Source organism: Mycobacterium szulgai, from assembly GCF_002116635.1.
Taxonomy (GTDB): domain Bacteria; phylum Actinomycetota; class Actinomycetes; order Mycobacteriales; family Mycobacteriaceae; genus Mycobacterium; species Mycobacterium szulgai.
The window spans coordinates 1-20,945 of sequence record NZ_LQPW01000090.1 but is presented as its reverse complement, the minus strand read 5'-3'; the positions used below and the strand labels follow the sequence as shown (position 1 = coordinate 20,945).

Annotated in this window: 19 protein-coding genes; 11 read left to right on the top strand and 8 right to left on the bottom strand. The window is 66.1% G+C overall.

Features of this window, described 5'->3' with window-relative positions:
- Positions 1 to 10 precede the first annotated feature (10 nt).
- The gene (gene aspS, locus AWC27_RS14315; protein WP_085671097.1) at positions 11 to 1,771 is read right to left on the bottom strand and encodes an aspartate--tRNA ligase; all 1,761 of its coding nucleotides are present in this window, start codon (positions 1,769 to 1,771) and stop codon (positions 11 to 13) included.
- Between the two features lie 99 nt (positions 1,772 to 1,870).
- Here aspS and AWC27_RS14310 point away from each other — a divergent pair, with 99 nt between their 5' ends.
- Positions 1,871 to 2,740 (top strand): oxidoreductase, encoded by an 870-nt coding sequence (locus AWC27_RS14310; protein WP_085671096.1) that lies wholly within the window; start codon positions 1,871 to 1,873, stop codon positions 2,738 to 2,740.
- Positions 2,741 to 2,904: 164 nt separating this feature from the next.
- Here the strand turns inward: AWC27_RS14310 and AWC27_RS14305 are convergent, their stop codons facing one another.
- Positions 2,905 to 3,093, bottom strand: coding sequence for a hypothetical protein (locus tag AWC27_RS14305; RefSeq protein WP_085671095.1), 189 nt, complete (start codon positions 3,091 to 3,093; stop codon positions 2,905 to 2,907).
- Positions 3,094 to 3,201: 108 nt separating this feature from the next.
- Between AWC27_RS14305 and ypfJ the strand changes: the two genes are divergently transcribed.
- A complete protein-coding gene (gene ypfJ, locus AWC27_RS14300; protein WP_085671094.1) occupies positions 3,202 to 4,086 on the top strand; it encodes a KPN_02809 family neutral zinc metallopeptidase in 885 nt (294 codons plus the stop codon).
- A gap of 14 nt (positions 4,087 to 4,100) precedes the next feature.
- Here the strand turns inward: ypfJ and AWC27_RS14295 are convergent, their stop codons facing one another.
- Both AWC27_RS14295 and AWC27_RS14290 read right to left on the bottom strand, forming a co-directional pair.
- The gene (locus AWC27_RS14295; protein WP_085671093.1) at positions 4,101 to 4,970 is read right to left on the bottom strand and encodes a dihydrodipicolinate synthase family protein; all 870 of its coding nucleotides are present in this window, start codon (positions 4,968 to 4,970) and stop codon (positions 4,101 to 4,103) included.
- A 35-nt stretch (positions 4,971 to 5,005) separates the two neighbouring features.
- The gene (locus AWC27_RS14290) at positions 5,006 to 5,803 is read right to left on the bottom strand and encodes an aldolase (protein ID WP_085671092.1); all 798 of its coding nucleotides are present in this window, start codon (positions 5,801 to 5,803) and stop codon (positions 5,006 to 5,008) included.
- Positions 5,804 to 5,866: 63 nt separating this feature from the next.
- Here AWC27_RS14290 and AWC27_RS14285 point away from each other — a divergent pair, with 63 nt between their 5' ends.
- Positions 5,867 to 6,388 (top strand): helix-turn-helix domain-containing protein, encoded by a 522-nt coding sequence (locus AWC27_RS14285; protein WP_085671091.1) that lies wholly within the window; start codon positions 5,867 to 5,869, stop codon positions 6,386 to 6,388.
- 749 nt (positions 6,389 to 7,137) lie between these two features.
- Here the strand turns inward: AWC27_RS14285 and AWC27_RS14280 are convergent.
- Positions 7,138 to 7,572 carry a hypothetical protein gene (locus AWC27_RS14280; protein WP_085671090.1) on the bottom strand — a complete coding sequence of 145 codons (435 nt, stop codon included), beginning with the start codon at positions 7,570 to 7,572 and terminating at the stop codon, positions 7,138 to 7,140.
- A gap of 62 nt (positions 7,573 to 7,634) precedes the next feature.
- Between AWC27_RS14280 and AWC27_RS14275 the strand changes: the two genes are divergently transcribed.
- Together AWC27_RS14275 and AWC27_RS14270 are read left to right on the top strand one after the other, a co-directional pair.
- Complete coding sequence (locus tag AWC27_RS14275) at positions 7,635 to 8,480, top strand: patatin-like phospholipase family protein (protein ID WP_085671089.1); 846 nt, start codon at positions 7,635 to 7,637, stop codon at positions 8,478 to 8,480.
- A gap of 12 nt (positions 8,481 to 8,492) precedes the next feature.
- Positions 8,493 to 10,058 (top strand): purple acid phosphatase family protein, encoded by a 1,566-nt coding sequence (locus tag AWC27_RS14270; protein WP_085671088.1) that lies wholly within the window; start codon positions 8,493 to 8,495, stop codon positions 10,056 to 10,058.
- A gap of 1 nt (position 10,059) precedes the next feature.
- Here the strand turns inward: AWC27_RS14270 and AWC27_RS14265 are convergent, their stop codons facing one another.
- The gene (locus tag AWC27_RS14265) at positions 10,060 to 11,082 is read right to left on the bottom strand and encodes an Rv2578c family radical SAM protein (protein ID WP_085671087.1); all 1,023 of its coding nucleotides are present in this window, start codon (positions 11,080 to 11,082) and stop codon (positions 10,060 to 10,062) included.
- Between the two features lie 153 nt (positions 11,083 to 11,235).
- On the opposite strand from AWC27_RS14265, the gene AWC27_RS14260 reads away from it, so the two are divergent.
- The 5 genes from AWC27_RS14260 to AWC27_RS14240 are packed head-to-tail and all read left to right on the top strand — an operon-like array spanning position 11,236 to position 17,509.
- Complete coding sequence (locus AWC27_RS14260; RefSeq protein WP_085671108.1) at positions 11,236 to 12,363, top strand: VOC family protein; 1,128 nt, start codon at positions 11,236 to 11,238, stop codon at positions 12,361 to 12,363.
- Positions 12,360 to 13,298, top strand: a complete 939-nt coding sequence (locus tag AWC27_RS14255; RefSeq protein WP_085671086.1) for a fumarylacetoacetate hydrolase family protein — start codon at positions 12,360 to 12,362, stop codon at positions 13,296 to 13,298. The genes AWC27_RS14260 and AWC27_RS14255 overlap by 4 nt, the downstream gene beginning before the upstream one ends.
- Complete coding sequence (gene mhpA / locus AWC27_RS14250; RefSeq protein WP_085671085.1) at positions 13,295 to 14,839, top strand: bifunctional 3-(3-hydroxy-phenyl)propionate/3-hydroxycinnamic acid hydroxylase MhpA; 1,545 nt, start codon at positions 13,295 to 13,297, stop codon at positions 14,837 to 14,839. The genes AWC27_RS14255 and mhpA overlap by 4 nt, the downstream gene beginning before the upstream one ends.
- A gap of 13 nt (positions 14,840 to 14,852) precedes the next feature.
- Positions 14,853 to 16,460, top strand: a complete 1,608-nt coding sequence (locus AWC27_RS14245; RefSeq protein WP_169726793.1) for an MFS transporter — start codon at positions 14,853 to 14,855, stop codon at positions 16,458 to 16,460.
- The gene (locus AWC27_RS14240) at positions 16,457 to 17,509 is read left to right on the top strand and encodes an alpha/beta fold hydrolase (RefSeq protein ID WP_085671083.1); all 1,053 of its coding nucleotides are present in this window, start codon (positions 16,457 to 16,459) and stop codon (positions 17,507 to 17,509) included. Before AWC27_RS14245 ends, AWC27_RS14240 begins: the two co-directional genes overlap by 4 nt.
- A gap of 57 nt (positions 17,510 to 17,566) precedes the next feature.
- Here the strand turns inward: AWC27_RS14240 and AWC27_RS32765 are convergent, their stop codons facing one another.
- Positions 17,567 to 19,498, bottom strand: coding sequence for a PE family protein (locus tag AWC27_RS32765; protein ID WP_085671082.1), 1,932 nt, complete (start codon positions 19,496 to 19,498; stop codon positions 17,567 to 17,569).
- Between the two features lie 158 nt (positions 19,499 to 19,656).
- Between AWC27_RS32765 and AWC27_RS14230 the strand changes: the two genes are divergently transcribed.
- Positions 19,657 to 20,139 (top strand): lipocalin-like domain-containing protein, encoded by a 483-nt coding sequence (locus AWC27_RS14230; RefSeq protein ID WP_245847105.1) that lies wholly within the window; start codon positions 19,657 to 19,659, stop codon positions 20,137 to 20,139.
- On the opposite strand, the gene AWC27_RS14225 is transcribed toward AWC27_RS14230, so the two are convergent.
- A partial coding sequence (locus tag AWC27_RS14225) for an HNH endonuclease signature motif containing protein (protein ID WP_139836998.1) occupies positions 20,085 to 20,945 on the bottom strand: 861 nt, incomplete at its 5' end. The genes AWC27_RS14230 and AWC27_RS14225 overlap by 55 nt on opposite strands.

The window sequence follows — 20,945 nt, the reverse complement described above, 5'->3', positions numbered from 1 at the left end:
CCCGCTCAACCTATTTGGGTTTGGCGTCTATTCCAGCTTCCTTGCGCTGCTGGGCGGTGATGGGCGCGGGCGCATCGGTCAACGGGTCGACGCCGCCGCCGGTCTTGGGGAAGGCGATCACGTCACGAATCGAGTCGGCGCCGGCCAGCAGCGCATTGGTGCGGTCCCAGCCGAATGCGATGCCGCCATGCGGCGGTGCACCAAACGTAAACGCTTCCAATAGAAATCCGAACTTCTCTTCCGCCTCGGCCTTGTCCAGACCCATCACCGCGAACACCCGTTCCTGGATGTCGCGGCGATGGATACGGATCGAGCCGCCGCCGATCTCATGGCCGTTGCACACGATGTCGTACGCGTCGGCCAGCACGGCGCCGGGATCGGATTCGATGCGGTCCTCCCACTCCGGCTTGGGCGCGGTGAAAGCGTGGTGCACCGCCGTCCACGCGCCGGAGCCGACCGCAACGTCGCCGGAGGCGGTCGCGTCGTCGGCCGGTTCGAACAGCGGCGGGTCGACCACCCAGACGAACGCCCACGCATCCGGATCGATCAGCCCCAGCCGGTCGGCGATTTCACCACGCGCCGCGCCCAGCAGGGCGCGCGACGACTTGACCGGACCGGCCGAGAAGAAGATGCAGTCCCCCGGCTTGGCGCCGACGTGTGCGGCCAAACCGTCGCGCTCGGTATCGGTCAGGTTCTTGGCCACCGGGCCACCCAACTCACCGTCCTCGCCGACCAGCACGTAGGCCAGCCCGCGGTGTCCGCGCTGTTTGGCCCACTCCTGCCAGCCGTCCAGGGTGCGACGCGGCTGCGACGCCCCGCCGGGCATCACGACCGCGCCGACGTACGGCGCCTGGAAGACGCGAAAGCTGGTGTCTTTGAAGAACTCTGTGCACTCGACGAGTTCCAGCCCGAACCGCAGGTCGGGTTTGTCGGAGCCATAGCGGCGCATCGCCTCGGCGTAGCTGATCCGCGGGATCGGCATCGGGATCTCGTAGCCGATCAGCGCCCACAGCGCGGTGAGGATCTCCTCGGACACGGTGATGATGTCCTCGGTGTCGACGAAGCTGAGCTCCATGTCGAGCTGGGTGAATTCGGGTTGCCGGTCGGCACGGAAATCCTCGTCGCGATAGCAGCGGGCGATCTGGTAGTACCGCTCCATCCCGGCCACCATCAGCAACTGTTTGAACAACTGTGGACTTTGCGGCAGCGCGTAGAACGAACCCGGGTGCAGCCGGGCCGGCACCAGGAAATCGCGTGCGCCTTCCGGCGTCGAGCGAGTGATCGTCGGCGTCTCGATCTCGACGAACTCATGGCGGGACAGTACCGCCCGGGCAGCGGCATTCACCCTGGACCGCAACCGAATTGCCGCTCCGGGGCCGTCGCGACGCAGGTCGAGATAGCGGTACTTGAGCCGCAATTCCTCCCCCGCCGGCTCGTCCAGCTGAAACGGCAGCGGCGCACACTCGCCCAAGACCGTCAGCGAGCCGGCGTTGACCTCGATGTCGCCGGTGGCGATCTCGGGGTTGGCGTTGCCCTCCGGGCGGACTTCGATGACGCCGGAGACCGCGATGCAGAACTCCGCACGCAGCCGGTGTGCCTGCGCCAGCACGTCGGCCTCGCGGAATACCACCTGTGACACGCCGGAGGCGTCGCGCAGGTCGATGAAGATGACGCCACCATGGTCGCGCCGGCGGGCCACCCAGCCGGCCAATGTCACCTGCTGCCCGGCGTCGCTTGCCCGTAGCGAACCCGCGGCGTGGCTGCGCAGCACAAATACTCCCCTTCACCCGGTTGGAATGACTGCTCAGTCTAGAGGGCCGGTTGCGTTGCCCCACTGACCCGGTACTTTTGGTTCATCTCAACGATTGCATTGGTCGGTCCGGGCGCCGTCGGTACCACGGTGGCCGCGCTGTTGCATGCCGCCGGGCATCCGGTGTTGCTGTGCGGCCACACGCCCCGGGACTGCATAGAGCTGCGGCCCGACGACGGCGGCCCGATCGTGGTGCCCGGACCGGTGCACACCGATCCGGCCGAGGTCAGCGGTCCGGTCGAGGTTGTCCTGCTCGCGGTCAAGGCCACCCAGAACGATGCGGCGGCCGGCTGGCTGGCCCGGTTGTGCGACGAGCGCACGACCGTCCTCGTCCTGCAGAACGGCGTCGAACAGGTCGAGCAGGTACAGCCGTTGTGCCCGCCGTCGACCGTCATCCCGGGCAGCGTGTGGTTCTCGGCCGAGATCCAGCCTGAAGGCTGGGTGCGGCTGCGCGGCGAGGCGGCGCTGGTGCTGCCCACCGGGGCCGCCGCCGAGCAACTCGCCGCGCTGCTGAGCGGGGCCGGCGCCCGGGTGGACTGCGACCCCGACTTCACCACCGTCACCTGGCGCAAATTGCTGATCAATGCGCTGGCCGGATTGATGGTCCTCTCCGGGCGACGGTCCGGGATGTTCCGCCGCGACGACATCGCCGAGCTGTCGCGGCGCTATGTCGCGGAATGCTTGAGGGTGGCGCGCGCCGAAGGTGCCCAACTCGATGACGACGTGGTCGAGGAGATGGTCGGTTCGTTTCGCGCGGTTCCCGAAGACGTGACCACCTCGATCCTCACCGACCGGGAGCATCACCGCCGGCTGGAATGGGACCTGCGCAATGGCGTGATCGTCCGCAAGGCCCGCCGACACGGCCTGGCCACCCCGATCAGCGACGTACTGGTGCCGCTGCTGGCAGCAGCCAGTGACGGTCCCGGATAGTTCGTCTGCCAGTCACGATAAGTGCTGGTTATCGGCCGCATAAAAAGTGCGATCGTGACTGCAGTCCCAGCGCTTGCCTGTCTTCGAGACCGCCTGCCACGATCGGAGCTCGCTCGATGCAGCGATCGCCGTTTCGGCAGATGTAAAAGACAGGGAGTCACATGTCAGACCGCAAAATCAGACTCAAACCAGTCGGCGCTGGAATCGCGATCGCCAGCATCGGCGTCGCGGCCGCTGCAGTCCTGAGTCAGGGTGAGGACAGCGATCACACGCAGCGGATGTCGCACGAAGTTCTGTTCCGAGAAGACGCCCACCCGATCCAGGCGGGGTGCTTCACGATTGTCGCAGGTCATATTCCCGACTAAGAACCGTCGAGGCAAGATCCACCGCCACTCGGTTCGCACCCCGCAGCGGCGCTAGGCTGGTTTTCGCCCGTCAGCGGTCACAGTGGGGAGCGTGCAATGACCTTCAACGAGGGTATGCAGATTGACACCAGCACCGCCTCGTCGTCCGGCGGCGGTGGTGGCGGGCGACTTGCCATCGGCGGTGGCATCGGCGGGTTGCTGGTGGTGGTCGTCGCGATGTTCCTCGGCGTCGACCCCGGCGGCATCCTGAGCCAGCAACCGGTCGATACCCACCAGGATGTGGCGCCCGGTTTCGATCTGAACCAGTGCAAGACCGGGGCCGACGCCAACAAGTTCGTGCAGTGCCGGGTGGTGGCCACCGGCAACTCGGTTGACGCGGTGTGGAAGCAACTGCTGCCCAACCGCTACACCCGCCCGCACCTGCGACTGTTCAGCGGACAGGTGAGCACCGGATGCGGACCGGCCAGCAGCGAAGTCGGGCCTTTCTACTGCCCGGTGGACAAGACGGCGTACTTCGACACCGACTTCTTCCAGGTGCTGGTCACCCAATTCGGTTCCAGCGGTGGGCCATTCGCCGAAGAGTATGTGGTGGCGCACGAATACGGCCACCACGTGCAGAACCTGCTGGGGGTGCTCGGCAAGTCCCAGCAGGGTGCGCAGGGGGCGGGCGGCAACGGCGTACGTACGGAACTGCAAGCCGACTGTTACGCCGGGATCTGGGCACACTACGCGTCGACGGTCAAACAGGAGAGCACCGGCGTGCCTTTTCTACAGCCGTTGAGCGACAAGGACATTCAAGACGCGCTGTCGGCCGCGGCGTCCGTCGGTGACGATCGCATCCAGCAGCAGGTGACCGGTCGCACCAACCCCGAGACGTGGACGCACGGTTCGGCCGCACAACGGCAGAAGTGGTTCACCGTCGGATATCAGACCGGCGACCCGAACAAGTGCAACACGTTCAACGCCACCGACTTGGGTTAAAGCGGATTGCCCGGTTAGGCGCTCAATAGCGCCCGCAACTGTGCGCGTCCCCGCTCCTCCAGCGGCAGCAGCGGCGGGCGCGGATCGCCGACCGGGAAGCCGAGCAGATCCAGACCGGCCTTGACCGTGGTCGCCAAGCCGCCCGCAACGATGAACTCCAGCAACGGCTTGAGGTCGTCGTAGAGAATCTGGGCCTTCTCGAGATCACCCGCGCGCACCGCCTCATACAGATCGATGCACGGCTGCGGCCGCAAATTCGGTGCGGCCGTGCACCATCCGGATGCGCCGGCCTTGAGCGCGTCGAGCACCAGCGGGTTGCTGCCGTTGTAGAACGGCAACCGGCCGCCACTGAGCTCGGTAATGCGCTGCATGCGGGACAGATCCCCGGTGGATTCCTTGACCATGGTGACGTTGTCGATGGTTTCGAACATGCAGACCAGCAACTCCGGGCTCATGTCCACGCCGCTGGTGGCCGGATTGTTGTAGGCCATGATCGGAATTGCGATCGCATCGCTGATGCTGCGGAAGTGCGCGACGATCTCGCGTTCGCTGAGCTTCCAGTAGGACACCGGCAGAATCATCACCGCGGTGGCGCCGGCCTGCTGTGCGTACCGGGCGCGACGAATTGTCTTGGCGGTGGTCACATCTGAGACACCGACCACCACCGGCAGCCGGCCGGCCACGGTGGCGATGGTGGTGTCCACCACGGTGTCGAACTCGGACTCTTCGAGGTAGGCCAGTTCTCCCGTGCTGCCCAGCGGGGCGATCGCATGCACGCCAGAGGAAACCAGCCTTTCGACGAGTGCGGCCAAACGCCCGGTGTCGATCCCGCTGTCCGCGAACGGGGTGATCGGGTAGGCGATGATGCCGTGAATGTCGGGCACAGCCGGGCTCCTCGGGTCGAGTTGGTCCACTTCGTTCAGTTGGTCAGCGCATCGGGGTGGCGCGCCAGGGCGCGACGGGCGTAGTAGGCGAAGTTCGCGCGGCTGCGGGCCGGAGTCAGAGTCCAGTCGTGGGCCTCACGCGCCAGCTCCTCCGGGAGCGCTTTGACGGTGCCGGCGGCCATGGCGGCCAGCTGCAGCTTGGCCGCCCGTTCGATGAGCACCGCCAGTGAGCACGCCTCCTCGACGCTGGCACCGGCCACCACCTGGCCGTGATGGGCCAGCAGGATCGCCTTCTTGTCGCCCAGTGCCGCGCTGATGATCTCGCCTTCTTCATTGCCGACGGGCACGCCGGGCCACCTGGCCAGGAACGCGCAGTCGTCGTAGAGCGGCGTGGTGTCCATGTGCGAAACGATCAACGGCACTTCCAGCATCGACAGCGCGGCCACGTGAAACGGGTGGGTGTGCACGATGCATTGGACATCGGGTCGCGCCCGATAGATCCAGCTGTGAAACCGGTTGGCGGGATTGGGCATTCCTTGCCCTGGCCCGTCACCGTCCACGACGTTGAGGTCCTCGTCGACCAGCAGCAGGTTGCCCTCGGTGATCTCGTCGAACCCGAGACCAAGCCGCTGGGTGTAGTAGGTACCGGGCTCTTCGGCGCGCGCGGTGATCTGTCCGGCCAGGCCAGAGTCGTGCCCGCCGTCGAACAGTGCGCGGCAGGTCAGGGCCAGCTTCTGGCGGGTGGTCAACTGCGATTCTGCGATGTCTGCGGATAGCCGCTCTTGGGCCCGGCGCATCAGTTCGGATTTCGGATCCGTGAAGGTGGTCCCCATATGACACAATATTAGCGGATAGGAAACTTTGTGTCATGAAATGATCGTAGAAGGGCTTCCGGGTTGACTGCACTACTGCGCGCGGTCCGCAGACAACGCGGCCTCACCCTGGAGCAACTGGCCGAACAGACCGGGCTGACCAAGAGCTACCTGTCCAAGGTCGAGCGCGGCCAGAGCACCCCATCCATCGCGGTGGCGCTCAAGGTAGCGCGCGCCCTCGAGGTCGACGTCGGCCGGCTGTTCTCCGACCAGGCGGCCGAGGAGACGATCGCCGTCGACCACGCCGAGCAGCGCAGCGGCGAACGTTACCGGGCGCTGGCCTCCAGTGTGTTGGGAAAGTCCATGTCGCCGTTCATCGTTCGGCCCACCGGCCACCCCTGCGACGACCCCCATCCCGAACACGCCGGTCAAGAGTTCGTCTTCGTGCACCAGGGCCGCATCGAGCTCGATTACGGCGACCGGACCGTCACGCTCGGCGCCGGCGACAGCGCGTACTTCGACGCGACGGTGAGCCACAAGCTGCGCTCGGTCGGCGCCGGTCCGGCCGAAGTCGTCGTCGTCGCCCACAGCGAGCCGGGACGCTGACCCTTTAATTCGCCGTGTGTCCCCTGTCTGGGGGACACAACCAGGTCCACTTGTGGGATACACACAGTGCGCATCTGGAACACACAATCGAGCGTCGATAGAAATCGTTTATCGGCCGACAAAGGAGATTGATCATGTCCCACGAGGCGTTGTTCGACACCGACGAGACGACCTGCTCGGTACTTGGCTTCATCGCCGGCGAGATCGCCGAATAAGCACCGCAACGCCACCCGGCTTGCGGCAGTGAGCATGCCGACAACCGATGACGGCAGCCAGGTCGGCAGTTATCGCCGGGCTTCGGGAAGCGCCGAGGCCGCTGTGATCCGCAGCCCGTCTCACGCCGCACAGCACGGTCCTGGACCTGGGAGCCGGTGCGGCACGGATTAGCCACCCGGCGAACGGCGGCAGGTCGGTCGACCGTGCTTTTACCCTGCGGTACGAGGGCCAGGAATCAACTGAGACATTTCACGCGGACCGGGTCAGCGGCGCTGACCTCAGAGGTTTGCTGGAAAGCGTTGGTATGCAATTAAATACCGACAATCCCGACACATCGGAATGGCTGGAAGCATCGCTTTCACCCCGTGATGAAAGGCGTTCACACATGGCACACGAGCTCTTGTTCCGCGAGGACCAGCACGCATACGGCGCTCCTGCCTTCATCGCTGTGGACATCGACGAATGAGGAAACCGCCGTCCAGCCGTCATCTCGCCGAACGTCATCCGCGCCGGCGGCGGCTTTACGGCCGCTACTACCAGGGACGCGTCGAGCAGGTCACCCCGGTGGTGGCGTTCTGCGTGACCACCACCTGACCGTCCACGGCAATCTCGCAGTGCAGTTCGGGCGTCGCTCCTGAACCGCAGTCCGGCCAGTGGCACCCACCGCTGGCTGCGACGAACGCCCACTGGTTCGGGTTGGCCAGGGTGGTGGTGTAAACCAGCGGCTGGTCGGCGGTGAACGCCGTCTGTACGGTGTTCAGGTACTGCGACGAGTTGGCGTTAAAGGCCGCCTGGCTCGGTGGGTCGCTGTTGATGTAGCGCACATTGCCGGTGAGGTTGCCGGTGCTGGTGATCGTGTAGGTAACTTGGTGGCCGGCCGGATCCGCATGCGCGGTGGCCGGTGCCATGAAGCTAACCGCAACGGCCAAGGCCGCGATCGCGCTTGCCACTGTTCGCACGTTCGTCATATCGAGAACGCTACCCGAATCGTTACCCCCGCATTCCCCGACGAAGTCCCTACGATGCATCTATGCCTACGGCCTTCGTCCTGTCCGGCGGCGCCAGCCTCGGGTCGATTCACGTGGGGATGTTGCGCGCCCTGGCCGACGAGGGGATAACCCCGGACCTGATCGTGGGCACCTCCGTCGGCGCGGTCAACGGCGGATGGATCGCCTCACGGGCCGATGCCGCCGGTATTCGCGGGCTCGCCGAGCTGTGGATCTCGTTGTCCCGCAAAGATATCTTCCCCACTCATCCGGTGGCCGGCGCGCTGGGCATGCTGGGGCGCCGAACGCACGTGGTACCCAACTCCGGTCTGCGCCGGGTGCTGGCCGACAACCTTCAGTTCGCCCGCCTGCAGGACGCGCCGATCCCGTTGCACGTGGTGGCCACCGACGTAATCTCGGGTACCGACGTATTGCTGTCGTCCGGCAACGCGGTCGACGCTATAGCGGCCAGCGCCGCGATACCCGGCGTATTTCCCCCGGTCAACATCGACGGCCGCGACTTGATGGACGGCGGTGTCGTCAACAACACCCCGGTTTCTCATGCCGTGGCGCTCGGTGCCGACCGGGTCTGGGTGTTGCCCACCGGCTACTCGTGCGATCTGCCCGCGACCCCGAAGACCGCGATGAGCATGGTGCTGCACGCCATGACCATCGCCGTCAACCATCGGCTGGCCGTCGACGTCGCACGCTTCGAGCAGAGCGCCGACCTGCGGGTCATCCCGCCACTGTGCCCAGTCGCCACCTCCGGCCTGGACTTCTCCCACGCCGCGACACTGATCGAGCGCTCGCACGCGGAAACCCGGTCCTGGTTGGCAGCCAATCCCCCGACCATCGGCCAGGCCGCCTTGCTGGAGCCGCATCGTCATTAAGGGGTTATTCGGGTGAGCGACGACAGCCGGGGCATCAGCCGGCGCAGACTGCTGACGACGGCCGCGACCTCGGCGGTGCTCGGCGGTGTCGGAGTGGGCGGGGCTTCGGTGCTGTGGTCGCGGCCATCGGGTTCCGGAGTCTGGTATCAGCCCGATCGAAGCGGGGCGCCGCCGGTGGGCGGCCTGCACCTGCAATTCGGCCGCAACGCGGCCACCGAGGTGGTGGTGTCCTGGCACACCACCGATGCCGTCGGCAATCCACGCGTCATGCTGGGTACACCGGCGTCGGGCTTCGGCACCACCGTGGCCGCCCAAACCCGAACCTACCGGGATGCCAAGTCCAACACCGAGGTTCGCGTCAACCACGCTCGCTTGACCAATCTGACGCCGGACACCGACTATGTCTACGCCGCCGTGCACGACGGCGCCAACCCGGAGCTGGGCACCATAAGAACCGCGCCAACCGGACGAAAACCGCTGCGCTTCACCAGCTTCGGCGATCAGGGCACCCCCACCCTGGGAAAGCTGGTCAACGGCAAGTACGTCAACGACAACAACGGAACGCCGGCAGCCGCCGATACCACCAGTGCGATCGAGCGGATGACCCCGCTGTTCAATCTCGTCAACGGCGACCTGTGCTACGCCAACCTCTCCCAGGACCGGATCCGCACCTGGTCGGACTGGTTCGATAACAACACCCGCTCGGCGCGCCACCGACCATGGATGCCCGCGGCCGGCAACCATGAAAACGAAATGGGCAACGGCCCAGTCGGTTTCGGCGCATACCAGACCTACTTCGCAGTGCCCGATTCCGGATCGAGCCCGGAACTGCGTGGCCTGTGGTACTCGTTCACCGCGGGTTCGGTCCGCGTTATCAGCCTCAACAACGACGACGTATGCTATCAGGACGGCGGGAGCTTTTACGTACACAATTACTCCGGCGGCGAGCAAAGGCGTTGGCTCGAAAGCGAACTCGCGGCCGCGCGCCGCGACCCGTGGATCGACTGGATCGTCGTGTGCATGCACCAGACGGCGATCTCCACTGGCGAGCGCGGCTATTCCAACGGCGCCGACCTCGGGATCCGGCAGCAATGGCTGCCATTGTTCGATCAGTACCGGGTCGATTTGGTGGTGTGCGGCCACGAACATCACTACGAGCGGTCGCATCCCGTGCGCGGCACGATGGACAGCGCCACTCGCACACCAATTCCCGTCGATACCCGGTCCGACCTCATCGACACGACGCGTGGAACGGTCCACCTCGTCATCGGTGGGGGTGGGACCGCCAGCCCTACCAACGGCGTGTTGTTCGCCGAGCCCCGGTGCCGCGTGATCACCGGCGTCGGCGACCTCGACCCAGCGGCCGGGCGCCGGCCACCGATCCGGGTGACCGAAGATGCGCCGTGGTCGGCCTTCCGAGATCGCGAAAACCCCTACGGCTTCGCCGTTTTCGATGTCGATCCGGGCCAGCCGGGCGGCAACACTTCCATCAAGGTGACGCACTACGCGGTGACGGGACTGTTCGGCGCGGTGATGTTGGTGGATCAATTCACCGTGACCAAGCCCCGGGGCGGCTAGGTCAAAACAGCGTCGGCTGTAGCGGTTCGGGCATCGCTTCGGGCGTGCGCGGGACAGGACGGTGGTCACCGTGAAGCCGATATTTCGCGATCAGTGGCGCCGCACGCTGTCGCAGGTTTTCGCGGTAGTGCGGTGGCAAATACGCTCCGCGCCGATACAACTCGCGGTATCGGCCGACCAGCTCGGGGTGGGCGCGGGCCAGCCACTCCATGAACCAGCCACGCGTCGAACCCCGCAGGTGCAGGCCGAAAACCGTGACACCGGTGGCGCCGGCGGCGGCAATCTGGCCAAGCAGCCGGTCGAGTTGCTCGACGGAGTCGGTGAGGTGTGGCAGCACCGGCGCAACCATCACATGACAGTCCAGGCCGGCGTTGTGGATCGCGTTGATCAGGCCCAGCCGCGCCTGCGGGGTGGGTGTACCCGGCTCGACCTCTCGGTGCAGCGCCGGGTCGCCGACCGCCAGGGACACCGCTACCGACACCGGTATGTGTTGGGACGCGTCGGCGATCAGCGGCAGGTCGCGGCGCAGCAGGGTGCCCTTGGTCAGGATCGACAGCGGCGTACCCGATGCGGCTAGCGCGCCGATGATGCCCGGCATCAGCGCGTAGCGGCCCTCGGCGCGCTGGTAGGGGTCGGTATTAGTGCCCAGCGCCACGGTCTCGCGTTGCCAGGACGGGCGGTGCAGCTCGCGGCGCAGGACTTCGGCGACGTTGGTCTTGACCACCACCTGGGTGTCGAAATCGTTGCCCGGATCGAAGTCCAGGTACTCGTGGGTGGGGCGGGCGAAACAGTAGCGGCAGGCGTGCGAGCAGCCGCGGTAGCCGTTGACGGTGTAGCGAAACGGCAGGACCGCCGCGTTGGGCACTTTGTTGAGAGCCGACTTGCACAGCACCTCGTGGAAGGTGATGCCGTCGAAATGCGGGACACGCACGGTACGGACAAAGCCGATCCGCTGCAGCCCCGGCAGGGCCCCGTCGTCGACTGCGATTCCGTCGACCGCGACCGCCTGACCAGCCCAGCGCATCCTTCTATTCGAACAATAGTTCGATACCCTGTCAACCCCGCCCTGATCCCTGCTGACATGTCATCTCGATACTGACGATTTCTTCAAAATCTCTTGACTGAGCATTGCTTCTTGAGTGAAGATATCTGCAACTACGGAGTTTCGGAGGCCTTCATGACGCACGACGTCGGGACACACGGCGACTTACACAGCGAGTGCGGCGCCCACCGCGGTGAGCATCCCGGGCGTTCCCGCGACCCGCTGATCAAAGTTCACGACATCGCATGGCTGGAGTTCGAGAAGCCGGACTTGGATCGCACTGAGACTTTCGCCAAGGCATTCGGGTTCGCCATCGCCGACCACACACCCGACAGCCTGCAGCTGCGGGGCACCGACGCAGGGTCGCCGTGCGTACTGGTCCGGCGTGGCCAGCGTTCGCGCTTCGCCGCAGTCGCCTTCCGCGCCCAGGACGAAAGCGACCTCCGGCGGCTGGCCGCCGCGACGGGGTGCCGGCCACACAATCTGCCCCCGCACCTAGGCGGTCTGGCAGTCGACCTGATTGACCCGAGCGGCGTCACAGTGCGCGTGGTTGCCGGCACACACGAGCTCGCGTCGCTGCCGGCCCAGACGCCGCACACCTTCAACTTCGGGCCCACGCTGCATCGCGTCAACACGCCGCAGCGCCCGCTGCGCAAGCCCGCGACGGTGCAACGGCTCGGACACCTGGTTTTGCAGACGTCTACCTACATGCAGACGCTGAACTGGTACCTCGACACCCTCGGGATGATCGTCAGCGACTTTCTGTATCTGCCCGGCCAGCGCGAGCGGGGACCCAACATGAGCTTCATCCGCTGCGACCGCGGAGAAACCCCGACCGATCACCACACGCTGGCCCTGTCGTTGGGCTTGTCCAACCGCTACGTCCATTCGGCCTACCAGGTATGCGATCTCGACAGTCTGGCGGCAGGCGGTGAATACCTCGCCGAATGCGGTTACCGCCGGTCATGGGGAGTCGGCCGCCACATCCAGGGCAGCCAGATCTTCGACTACTGGCGCGACCCGGACGGGTTCATGGTCGAACACTTCACCGACGGAGACATGTTCGACTGCTCACTGGAGCCGGGATGGGCCCCGTTCAGCGCATCAGGTCTGGCTCAATGGGGGCCTGCTCCCAGCAAAGACTTCCTGGGCACCAGTTCGAAATCCCTTCCGCGCGAACTTATTTCATTGTTCGGCGCGCTACGCACCAACGAGTTAGATTCCCGTCGCCTGATCGGCCTGATGAAAGCAGCCAACTCATGACCATCTCCATCCTGCACACCAGCGACGCCTGGTGGGTGCAAACAGCCAGTGGTGCAGTCAAAGTCGACACCAACGCGGTGAGCACCGGCGAGTTGCTCGCCGACCGTGCCGCTATCGACGCCGCGGCAGCAGGCGATCACGCGGTACCGGTCGAGAGCCTGCAACTCGTGTCACCGGTGACGGCGCCGTGCCGGGTAGTCGCCCAGATGACCAACTTCACCTCTCATGTCAAGGACTCGGGCATGAACCCCAAGACCATTCCGCTGACCTTCTTCCGTAAGGCCTCGGGGTCGATCAGCGGACCGTTCGACGACATCGTCAAACCAGAGCACGTCCGATTTCTCGACTATGAGGTCGAGATCGGTTTGGTCATCGGCCGCGAACTCAACGTCGGTGCCACCGTTACGCCGGCGAATCTGTCCGCTTACATTGCCGGTCTGGTCGTGACCAATGACGTGTCAGCCCGCGACGTCCAGCTTCCCAAAACGCAGTTCTACGAGGCGAAGTCGTATCCGACGTTCACTCCCGTCGGCCCGGCGCTGGTGCTGCTCAACGCCGACGAGCTCAACCGCTTCGGCGAGCTGCGGTTGCGCCTGCACGTCAACGGCGAAACCCGGCAAGACATGACCGTGGGTGCCGACATGATCTACTCGCCGCTGCAAGCGCTCCAGGCGCTGACCCGCTTTCAGCAACTTCAGCCGGGAGATCTGGTGCTCACCGGCACTCCGGCGGGCACCGCGCTCAGCGCTCCCCCGAAGCCCGTCGAAGTCATCAGTTCCCTGCTGCCGCCCGCCGTCAAGTGGAAAGCCTTCTTCAAGCGACAGGCGAACAACGCTCGCTACCTTCACGACGGCGACCTGGTCGAGGCGAGCGTGTCCACCGACGACGGCACCATCGACCTGGGGACGCAGCGAACCATGGTGGCGTACAAATGAATACGTCACCGGACTCGGTACCGGTCGTCATCGTCGGCGCCGGACCGACCGGCGTCACCGCGGCGACCCGGCTAGCACAGTACGGCATACCGTCGCTGGTGCTTGACCGCTGGGAAACCGTATATCCCCAACCCAGGGCCGTGCACCTCGACGACGAGATCAGGCGAATCATCGGCTGGCTTGGGGTGGGTGAGGAATTCACCGCGATCACGCGATCCGCGCTGGGCCTGCGGCTGGTAGACAGGGATCTGCGAACCCTGGCTCAGTTTGACCGCGATCCGGCACATAGCATGCACGGATACCCCCAAGCCAACATGTTCGATCAACCCGAACTCGAAGGCCTGCTGCGATCAAATCTCAAGCGGCACAGCATGGTTCAATTCCGCGGCAACTCCGAGGTCACCCAGATCCGTCAACCTGAGGCCGGACGGGCTCAAGTCACGTTCAACGATCGGATCAGCGGCGAGCAGCACGTCGTAGACACCAGCTTCGTGTTGGGCTGCGACGGCGCCAACAGCGTCGTTCGCGGCGCGATCGGCGCGGCGATGGGGAATATGCGCTTCTCCCAGCGTTGGCTGGTCGTCGACGTGGTAACCGACGCCACCCTCGAAGTGTGGGACGGCGTGTACCAAGTCTGCAATCCAGACCGCGCGGCCACATACATGCGTGTGGGCGACAACCGGTACCGCTGGGAATTTCGGCTGCACGACAGCGAGAGCGCCGACGATTTCACCACCATACAGGACCTGGAGCCACTGATTTCGCCTTGGCTGCAGCATGTTTCGGTGGAAGCACTGTCCCTGGTGCGTATCGCCGAATACACCTTTGGCGCCGGCGTCGCAAACTCATGGCGGCGCGGCAATGTTTTTCTGCTCGGCGACGCCGCTCATCTCACACCCCCGTTCATCGGCCAAGGTATGGGCGCCGGGATCCGCGACGCAACGAATCTGACCTGGAAGCTGGCCGGAGTGCTCACCAGGAACCTGCCTGCCGACGTGCTCGATAGCTACGAACAAGAACGCAAACCCCACGCCAAGGCCATGATCAGGCTGGCGCTGATCATGGGCTGGTCGATGACAGCCGGTGGACGGGTCGGAAACGCCGTGCGCAACGCAGTGGTACCGCGACTGCACCTCATCCCCGGCGCGCGGGGGCTTGTCACCAACAGCCGGACCCCGGCGCTGCACAAAAGCGCGTTGGTGCGCAGGACGTTTGACGGCCGAAGGCTGGCCGGGAAGCTCTGCCCGAATCCTGCGCTGCCGGTCGGGGCTCGGCTCGACACGCTGCTGGGCAACGGGTTTGCCCTCATCACCGCTGAGCCGCCCACCTGCACTCAGCGCGAGCTGCTTCGCCAGCGCGGGGCCGCCATTGTGCACGCGCCACCGGAAAGTCAACTGGCGCAATGGTTGGAGCGCGGTGATACCACTGCGGTAATCGTCCGGCCCGATCGCACCGTCATGCTTGCAAGCCGTCAACTTAGCGCCCTCTGTGCCGCAATGCCCCGATTTGTGTTCCCGCGCAATGACAACAGTGACAGCTAGACAGGAGATTGAAATGCGTAGTGATCCTCGCGGCGTCGTACTTGCCTGCTGCGCAGCGCTGGTAGTTGTCATGTCAGCGGTCGCCGGCGTCAACGTGGCGTTGCCCGACATCGCCCTGGACAAGGGGGCCAGCGCCACCGATCTCACCTGGATCGCCGATGCGTACACCGTCGCGCTCGCGGCGCTGGTGTTGCCGGCCGGCGCGATCGGTGACGACTTCGGCCGCCGGCGCACCCTGATCGGCGGCACGTTATTGTTCGGGCTGGCCAATGCGCTGGCCGCGGCCGCCGGCTCTGCGCACATGATCATCATCGCCCGGGTGATCATGGGCGTCGGCGCAGCGTTCATCATGCCGAGCACGTTGTCGACGATCACCGCCGTAGTCCACCCGGACCAAAAGGGCCGGGCGGTGGGCATCTGGGCCGGATTCGCCAGTGCGGGTTCCATTTTGGGTCTGCTGCTCAGTGGCCTGTTGCTGGAACACTATTCCTGGCGTTCGACGTTCATCGGGACTGCGGCTATGGCGGCCGTGTCGCTGGTGGTCACCGTGGTGTTGGTGCCCAACACCAAGAGCGCGGAGGAACCCGCACCGGATTTTCCGGGCGCGGGGTTGAGCGCCCTCGGAATCGGCGCGCTGGTGTACGGAATCATCGAAGGAGCCGAACAGGGCTGGACCCACTCCACCGTGATCGCCGCGTTCGCGGTCGCTGTTTCGGCAATGGCCTTGTTCGTAGTGCATGAGTTGCGGACGGCGCGGCCCATGCTGGACCCGAGGCTGTTCACCAACGGTGGATTCAGTTCCGGCACAGCGGCGTTGGTCATTCAATTCCTGGGCACCTTCGGCTTCTTCTTCGTGGCGCAGCAATACGTTCAGCTCATGCTCGGCTACGCGCCACTCAAGTCCGCATTCGCACTGCTGCCGATGGCCGCGGTGGTGCTCCCGGTGTCGGCGATCGCGCCGAAACTTGCTGAGCGCCTGAGCAACCGTATCGTGATCGGCGCCGGCCTGGCCTGCATGGTGGCCGGATTCATCCTCTTGGCCAGGCTTCAAACGACTTCCGGCTACACCGATCTGCTGATCGGCATGCTGGTCTTCAGTGGCGGCCTGGCGCTGTCGGCCACGCCGGCCACCAACACCATCGTCGACTCGCTGCCGGCCGACAAACAAGGCGTGGCTTCGGCGATGAACGACGTGACCCGTGAACTGGGCGCAGCCCTTGGCATCGCCCTACTCGGCTCGCTGTTCAGTGCCGGCTACCGCGACAAACTTCAGCTGCCCACCGCCGTACCGGCTCAGGCAGCGAGCACGATCCGCGAATCTCCCGCCGCGGGAATGCATGTCGCCGCTGATCCTCAGCTCGGTGCGCTCGGCCCCAGCGTGCATGACGCCGTTCGTGATGCCTTCATCGTCGGCCTTACCCACGCCTTCACCGCGGGTGCTGCCATCACCGGACTGACTTTGATCCTGCTGACGCTCTTTCCGATGCCACGACGCGGGCGGCATCGTAAGGTACGACGCCTGCCCGCACCGCCCAACCCATCGTGGTGGCTACCGCTGTGGCGCGGCCAGCTCCAGTCCACTCAGCGCGTTACCTCGTTCGCAGGAAAGGAATCTCGATGACAAGGTCTTCTGGTCAGCCGGCAACGTTCGCCTATACCGAACCTCCACAGCGAGTCCGCGAAAACCTGGACCAAGGGCTGGTCGAGGCCATTAACGCCGCCGCCGAGATGGTCGGCCAATTGAGCGAGGTTACTGCGCCGCGATCCAACCAAGACGGCGATATCGAACAACTGGGCGCGGTGACGGCTGTCCACCGGTTCGTCGACGCACCGGGCGACAGCGAGACCGTCAGATGGCATTTCGTGGAATCGAGCGCCCCGTCGGATTCCACCCTGGTTTTCCTGCATGGGCTGCCCGACTCGTGGTGGCAATGGCACTACGCCCTGGAAGCCCTGGGCCAGCGCTACCACTGCCTGGCCATCGACCTCAAAGGTTACGGCCAATCCGACAAACGCAGCGGCGACTACCGCCAGGTCGGTGTCGCCGAGCAGCTCGGGGCCCTCCTCGACGAGCTGCAGATCGGCGATTTCACTTTGATCACCCATGATCGCGGCACCCCGGTGGGCGATCACCTGGTGGCCGCGATGGGCGAGCGGGTCCGGGGATACGGCCGCGGCCAGCAACACTTTTGGCATTTGCATCCTCGGCTGCACCCGCAGCAAGAACTGATGCAATCGCCGGATGCACCGGCCATGCTCGGCGCAGCCCGTCAGTTCGTGGCGACCGTCTACAGCTGGCTCACCGAACGGCCGGTGGACCCGCAGGACTTACTGCGTACCTATGAAGAGTTCAGCCACCCCGGAATTGCCACCGCGGTGCCGCGTTACTTCCATTCGTCATCGTTTCGCCAAGAGTGGGTGGACCGCCGAACCCGGCTCATCCGGTCGTGGCAGGCTCCGGTGCTGCTGCTGCAAGGCGCCCACGATCCCCTGCAACCGCGCGAGTTCTACCAGGGCACAGAGCTTTTGGAGATGCTGCCGGCCGGCAGCGACGTACATCTCTTCGACACCGGCCACTTCTGGCCGTTTGAGGCGCCGCAGGCGACGGTCGATGTCCTCGCCGAATTCTGTGACCGGGTCGCGGCGGGGACTGCGACGGTGAGCAGCTGATTTGCCGGTCTACCGCGGCTGCCATCAAGCCGCGGTAGACCGGGTGGGTGCCGGCGGTCAGCCGTGGGCGCCGTCGGCGCCCGCCGCACCCATCTCACCGAAGCCGGCGCTGCCCGGCGCACCGACGCCGCCCACGCCACCCAGGCCGCCCTTGCCGCCCAGCCCGCCCGGGCCGGTGTTACCGGAGTTGGCTCCGGTTCCCGGGGCACCGCCGGCCCCGCCGTTACCGCCGCCGCCACCCGTCCCGCCGGTGCCGCCCATGCCGCCGGCACCATCGCTACCCGAGTGGCCGAAGAATCCGCCCGCGCCGCCCGCGCCGCCGTCGGCGCCTGCCCCGCCCATGCCGCCGGGCGCGCCCATACCGCCGTTTCCGCCAATGCCGCCGTCGCCGGCGCGCATCAACTGCGAGTCGCCTCCGGTTCCGCCGGCACCGCCCACGCCGCCGGCGGCGCCGATTCCTCCGGTGCCGCCGGCGCCGCCCAGACCGCCGCCGCCGCCGTTGCCGACGAGTAGGCCGCCGTGTCCGCCGGCACCGCCCACGCCACCGCTGCCACCGGAACCGGCGTTGTTGGCAGCGTCGCCGCCGTTACCGCCGGTTCCGCCGAACCCACCCTGGGCCGGATTGGTCGGGGTGTCGCCACCGTAGCCACCCCGGCCGCCGGCGCCGCCAGGCGCACCGGTGCCGCCGTTGCCACCGGTTCCGCCGCTGCCACCGGAGCTGGCGCCCCCGGCGGATTTGCTGCCGGCTTCCCCACCTTCACCGCCGGCGCCACCGGGTGCGCCGGCCCCGCCGCCGCCACCGTCGCCGCCACGTCCGCCCGTCGCAGGCGCCCCGATCGTGTCGCCGTTGACACCGAAGCCTCCCCTACCGCCGGCGCCGCCGGGCGCTCCTGCGCCGCCGTCACCGCCATGACCGCCCGGGGCTCCGTTGGCCGGGTTGAGGTTGCCGGTAAAGATGTTGCCGCCGTCGCCGCCCGTCCCGCCGGCTTGCCCGGTCACGGTGCCACTGCTGGCGTTACCGCCCGGCAGCCCTGGGTTGTTCGAGTTGTCGGTTCCGTTGGCGGCCGCGGTCACCGGTGATGCCAGGCCGGGGTTGACACCGTTGGTGCCAGTCCCACCCACGCCCCCGGCTCCGCCCTGGCCGCCGTCACCCCACAAGCCGACGGCGTTGCCGCCGCTGCCGCCGTGCCCGCCGGTGCCGGCGCCGCCGACGCCCGCTCCACCGGATCCGCCGTGGCCGCCGTTGCCGTACAACGTGCCGCCGGTGCCGCCGTTGCCGCCGTCGCTGCCGGCCCCGCCGACGCCACCGGGTCCGCCGTGGCCCCACAGTCCAGCGTTGCCGCCAGTTCCGCCGGCGCCACCAGTCCCCGCAGTGCCGGCGATCCCGCCGGCCCCACCGGCGCCACCCGACCCGTATAGCCACCCGCCTGACCCGCCGGCACCACCGGCTGCGCCCGTGCCACCGGTGCCACCGGCGCCGCCACTACCCCACAACCCCGCTGCCCCGCCCGCACCGCCGGCCTTGCCAATCGCGCCGGACCCGCCGTGGCCGCCGTTGCCGTACAACAACCCTCCCGGTCCGCCCGGCAGTCCGGAGCCGGCCGGAGCGTCGATGCCGTTACCGATCAGCGGTCGACCGATCAGCGCCACCGTGGGCGCGTTGACCACTGCCAACGCCTGCTGTTCTAGAAGCTGCAGTGGAGACGCTGCGGCGGCTTCCGCACTGCTGTATGACTGCGCGCCCGCTGCCAACGCGGCGACAAACCGGCTCTGGGCCGCCGCCACCTGCGCGCTCACCGACTGATAGTCCTGCGCATGCGAACTGAACAGCGCCGAGATCGCCGCCGACACCTCATCGGCGCCGGCCGCAAGCAGCCGCGTCGTAGAGTCCGCGGCCGCGGCGTTGGCGGTGCTGATCGCCGAGCCGATATTGGTCAATTCACCGGCCGCCGAGCCGACCATGTCCGGTGTTACCAGCAAATACGACATGACGTTTTCCTTTCGACACCACTGTCAAAGCCACGGTTCTTGACGCTCAGTCATCTGCTTCACAGATTTAACTGAAGAAATTGTCAGTCAAGAGGTAAGCTTCAGTCAAGCAGTTCCGAAGAAATATTCACATACGAGCGAAAGTTCTGGTTCTTATGTTGGGCAACGAGATTGTGGGCACCTGGCGGCTGATTTCCTATGCGGCGCAAGACGATCAAGGCGGCCCGGTCCTTTATCCGCTGGGCGCGGAGGCAGTGGGTCTGATCATTTACACGGCCGACGGCTACATGTCGGCTCAACTGATGCGGGCTGATCGATCGCAGGCGGCCGCCAACGACTACCTCGCTTATGCCGGCCCCTATCGGGTCGACGAGGCGACGGGTGCCGTCTATCACGACGTGACGGTCTCGCTGCTACCCACCTGGATCGGTACGACGCAACTGCGTCACAGCACGCTCGACGACGACCGACTGACCCTAATCGCCGAGGTGCCTGTCGGAGACGTGACGATACGAGCGACCTTGGCGTGGGAGCGCGCAACCGCGCACCAAGCCGTGGCGAGTGAGCATGGTGTTACGACGGCGACTCATGGGTCGTCTCCGTCGGGGTTGTCGTCGGGTGCCAGCAGCTTTTCGGGGTGATGGAAGCTGTTTGTCCTGGACTGGCCGTGGTCGAGGTGGGGCGGCGGGATCCATTCGGTGTCGCCGTGGGCGTTTTTCCTAGTGGCCCAGCCCTTTTCGGCCAGTGGGTGATGTCCGCCGCAGGCAAAGGTGAGCTGGTCGATGTCGGTGCTGCGGCACTGGGCATACGGGGTGCAGTGGTGCACTTCGCAGTAGTACCCCGGTGTATTGCAGCCCGGTGCCGAACAGCCGCGGTCCTTGGCGTACAAGACAATTCGCTGTGCCGGGGAGGCGAGTCTTTTCGTGTGATACAGCGCCAGGGGTGTGCCGTTGTCGAAGATGGCCAAGTAGTGGTTGGCCTGGCGGCCCAAACGGATGATGTCGGACATGGGCAGGATGGTGCCGCCGCCAGTGCGCCCGCGCCCGGCCGCGGCTTGTAGTTCCTGGAGCGTGGTGGTGACGATGATCGAGGCTGGTAAGCCGTTGTGCTGACCCAACTCTCCGGACATCAACAGCGCGCGCAGCCCGGCGAGCAACCCGTCGTGGAAACGCTGGGGTTTGGAACGCAGGTCGCGGCGCGCCGCTTCTGCGGAGGGCTGGTCATCGACCACCGGGGCTTCGTCGTCGCGGTTACACATCCCCGGAGCGGCCAGTTTGGCTTCGACGGCTTCCAGGGTGGCCCGCAGCTCGGGATCCACATAGCCGCTCAGGCGCGACATGCCGTCGTGTTCCTGCTTGCCCAAACTCAGGCCGCGTTTGCGGGCGCGGTCCTCGTCGGTGTAGTTGCCGTCGGGATGTAGCCAATCCATCAGCTGTTTGGCCAGTCC

Excerpts from the sequence above, each read along its gene's own strand:
- AWC27_RS14280 (WP_085671090.1), bottom strand. The coding sequence starts at position 7,572 with ATGACGAACGTGCGAACAGTGGCAAGCGCGATCGCGGCCTTGGCCGTT.
- AWC27_RS14290 (WP_085671092.1), bottom strand. The coding sequence starts at position 5,803 with ATGGGGACCACCTTCACGGATCCGAAATCCGAACTGATGCGCCGGGCC.
- mhpA (WP_085671085.1), top strand. The coding sequence starts at position 13,295 with ATGAATACGTCACCGGACTCGGTACCGGTCGTCATCGTCGGCGCCGGA.
- AWC27_RS14245 (WP_169726793.1), top strand. The coding sequence starts at position 14,853 with ATGCGTAGTGATCCTCGCGGCGTCGTACTTGCCTGCTGCGCAGCGCTG.
- AWC27_RS14265 (WP_085671087.1), bottom strand. The coding sequence starts at position 11,082 with ATGCGCTGGGCTGGTCAGGCGGTCGCGGTCGACGGAATCGCAGTCGAC.
- AWC27_RS14260 (WP_085671108.1), top strand. The coding sequence starts at position 11,236 with ATGACGCACGACGTCGGGACACACGGCGACTTACACAGCGAGTGCGGC.
- AWC27_RS14275 (WP_085671089.1), top strand. The coding sequence starts at position 7,635 with ATGCCTACGGCCTTCGTCCTGTCCGGCGGCGCCAGCCTCGGGTCGATT.
- AWC27_RS14240 (WP_085671083.1), top strand. The coding sequence starts at position 16,457 with ATGACAAGGTCTTCTGGTCAGCCGGCAACGTTCGCCTATACCGAACCT.
- AWC27_RS14255 (WP_085671086.1), top strand. The coding sequence starts at position 12,360 with ATGACCATCTCCATCCTGCACACCAGCGACGCCTGGTGGGTGCAAACA.
- AWC27_RS14305 (WP_085671095.1), bottom strand. The coding sequence starts at position 3,093 with ATGACCTGCGACAATCGTGAAGCACCCCGCCTGGATCGGGTGGGCGTC.
- ypfJ (WP_085671094.1), top strand. The coding sequence starts at position 3,202 with ATGACCTTCAACGAGGGTATGCAGATTGACACCAGCACCGCCTCGTCG.
- AWC27_RS32765 (WP_085671082.1), bottom strand. The coding sequence starts at position 19,498 with ATGTCGTATTTGCTGGTAACACCGGACATGGTCGGCTCGGCGGCCGGT.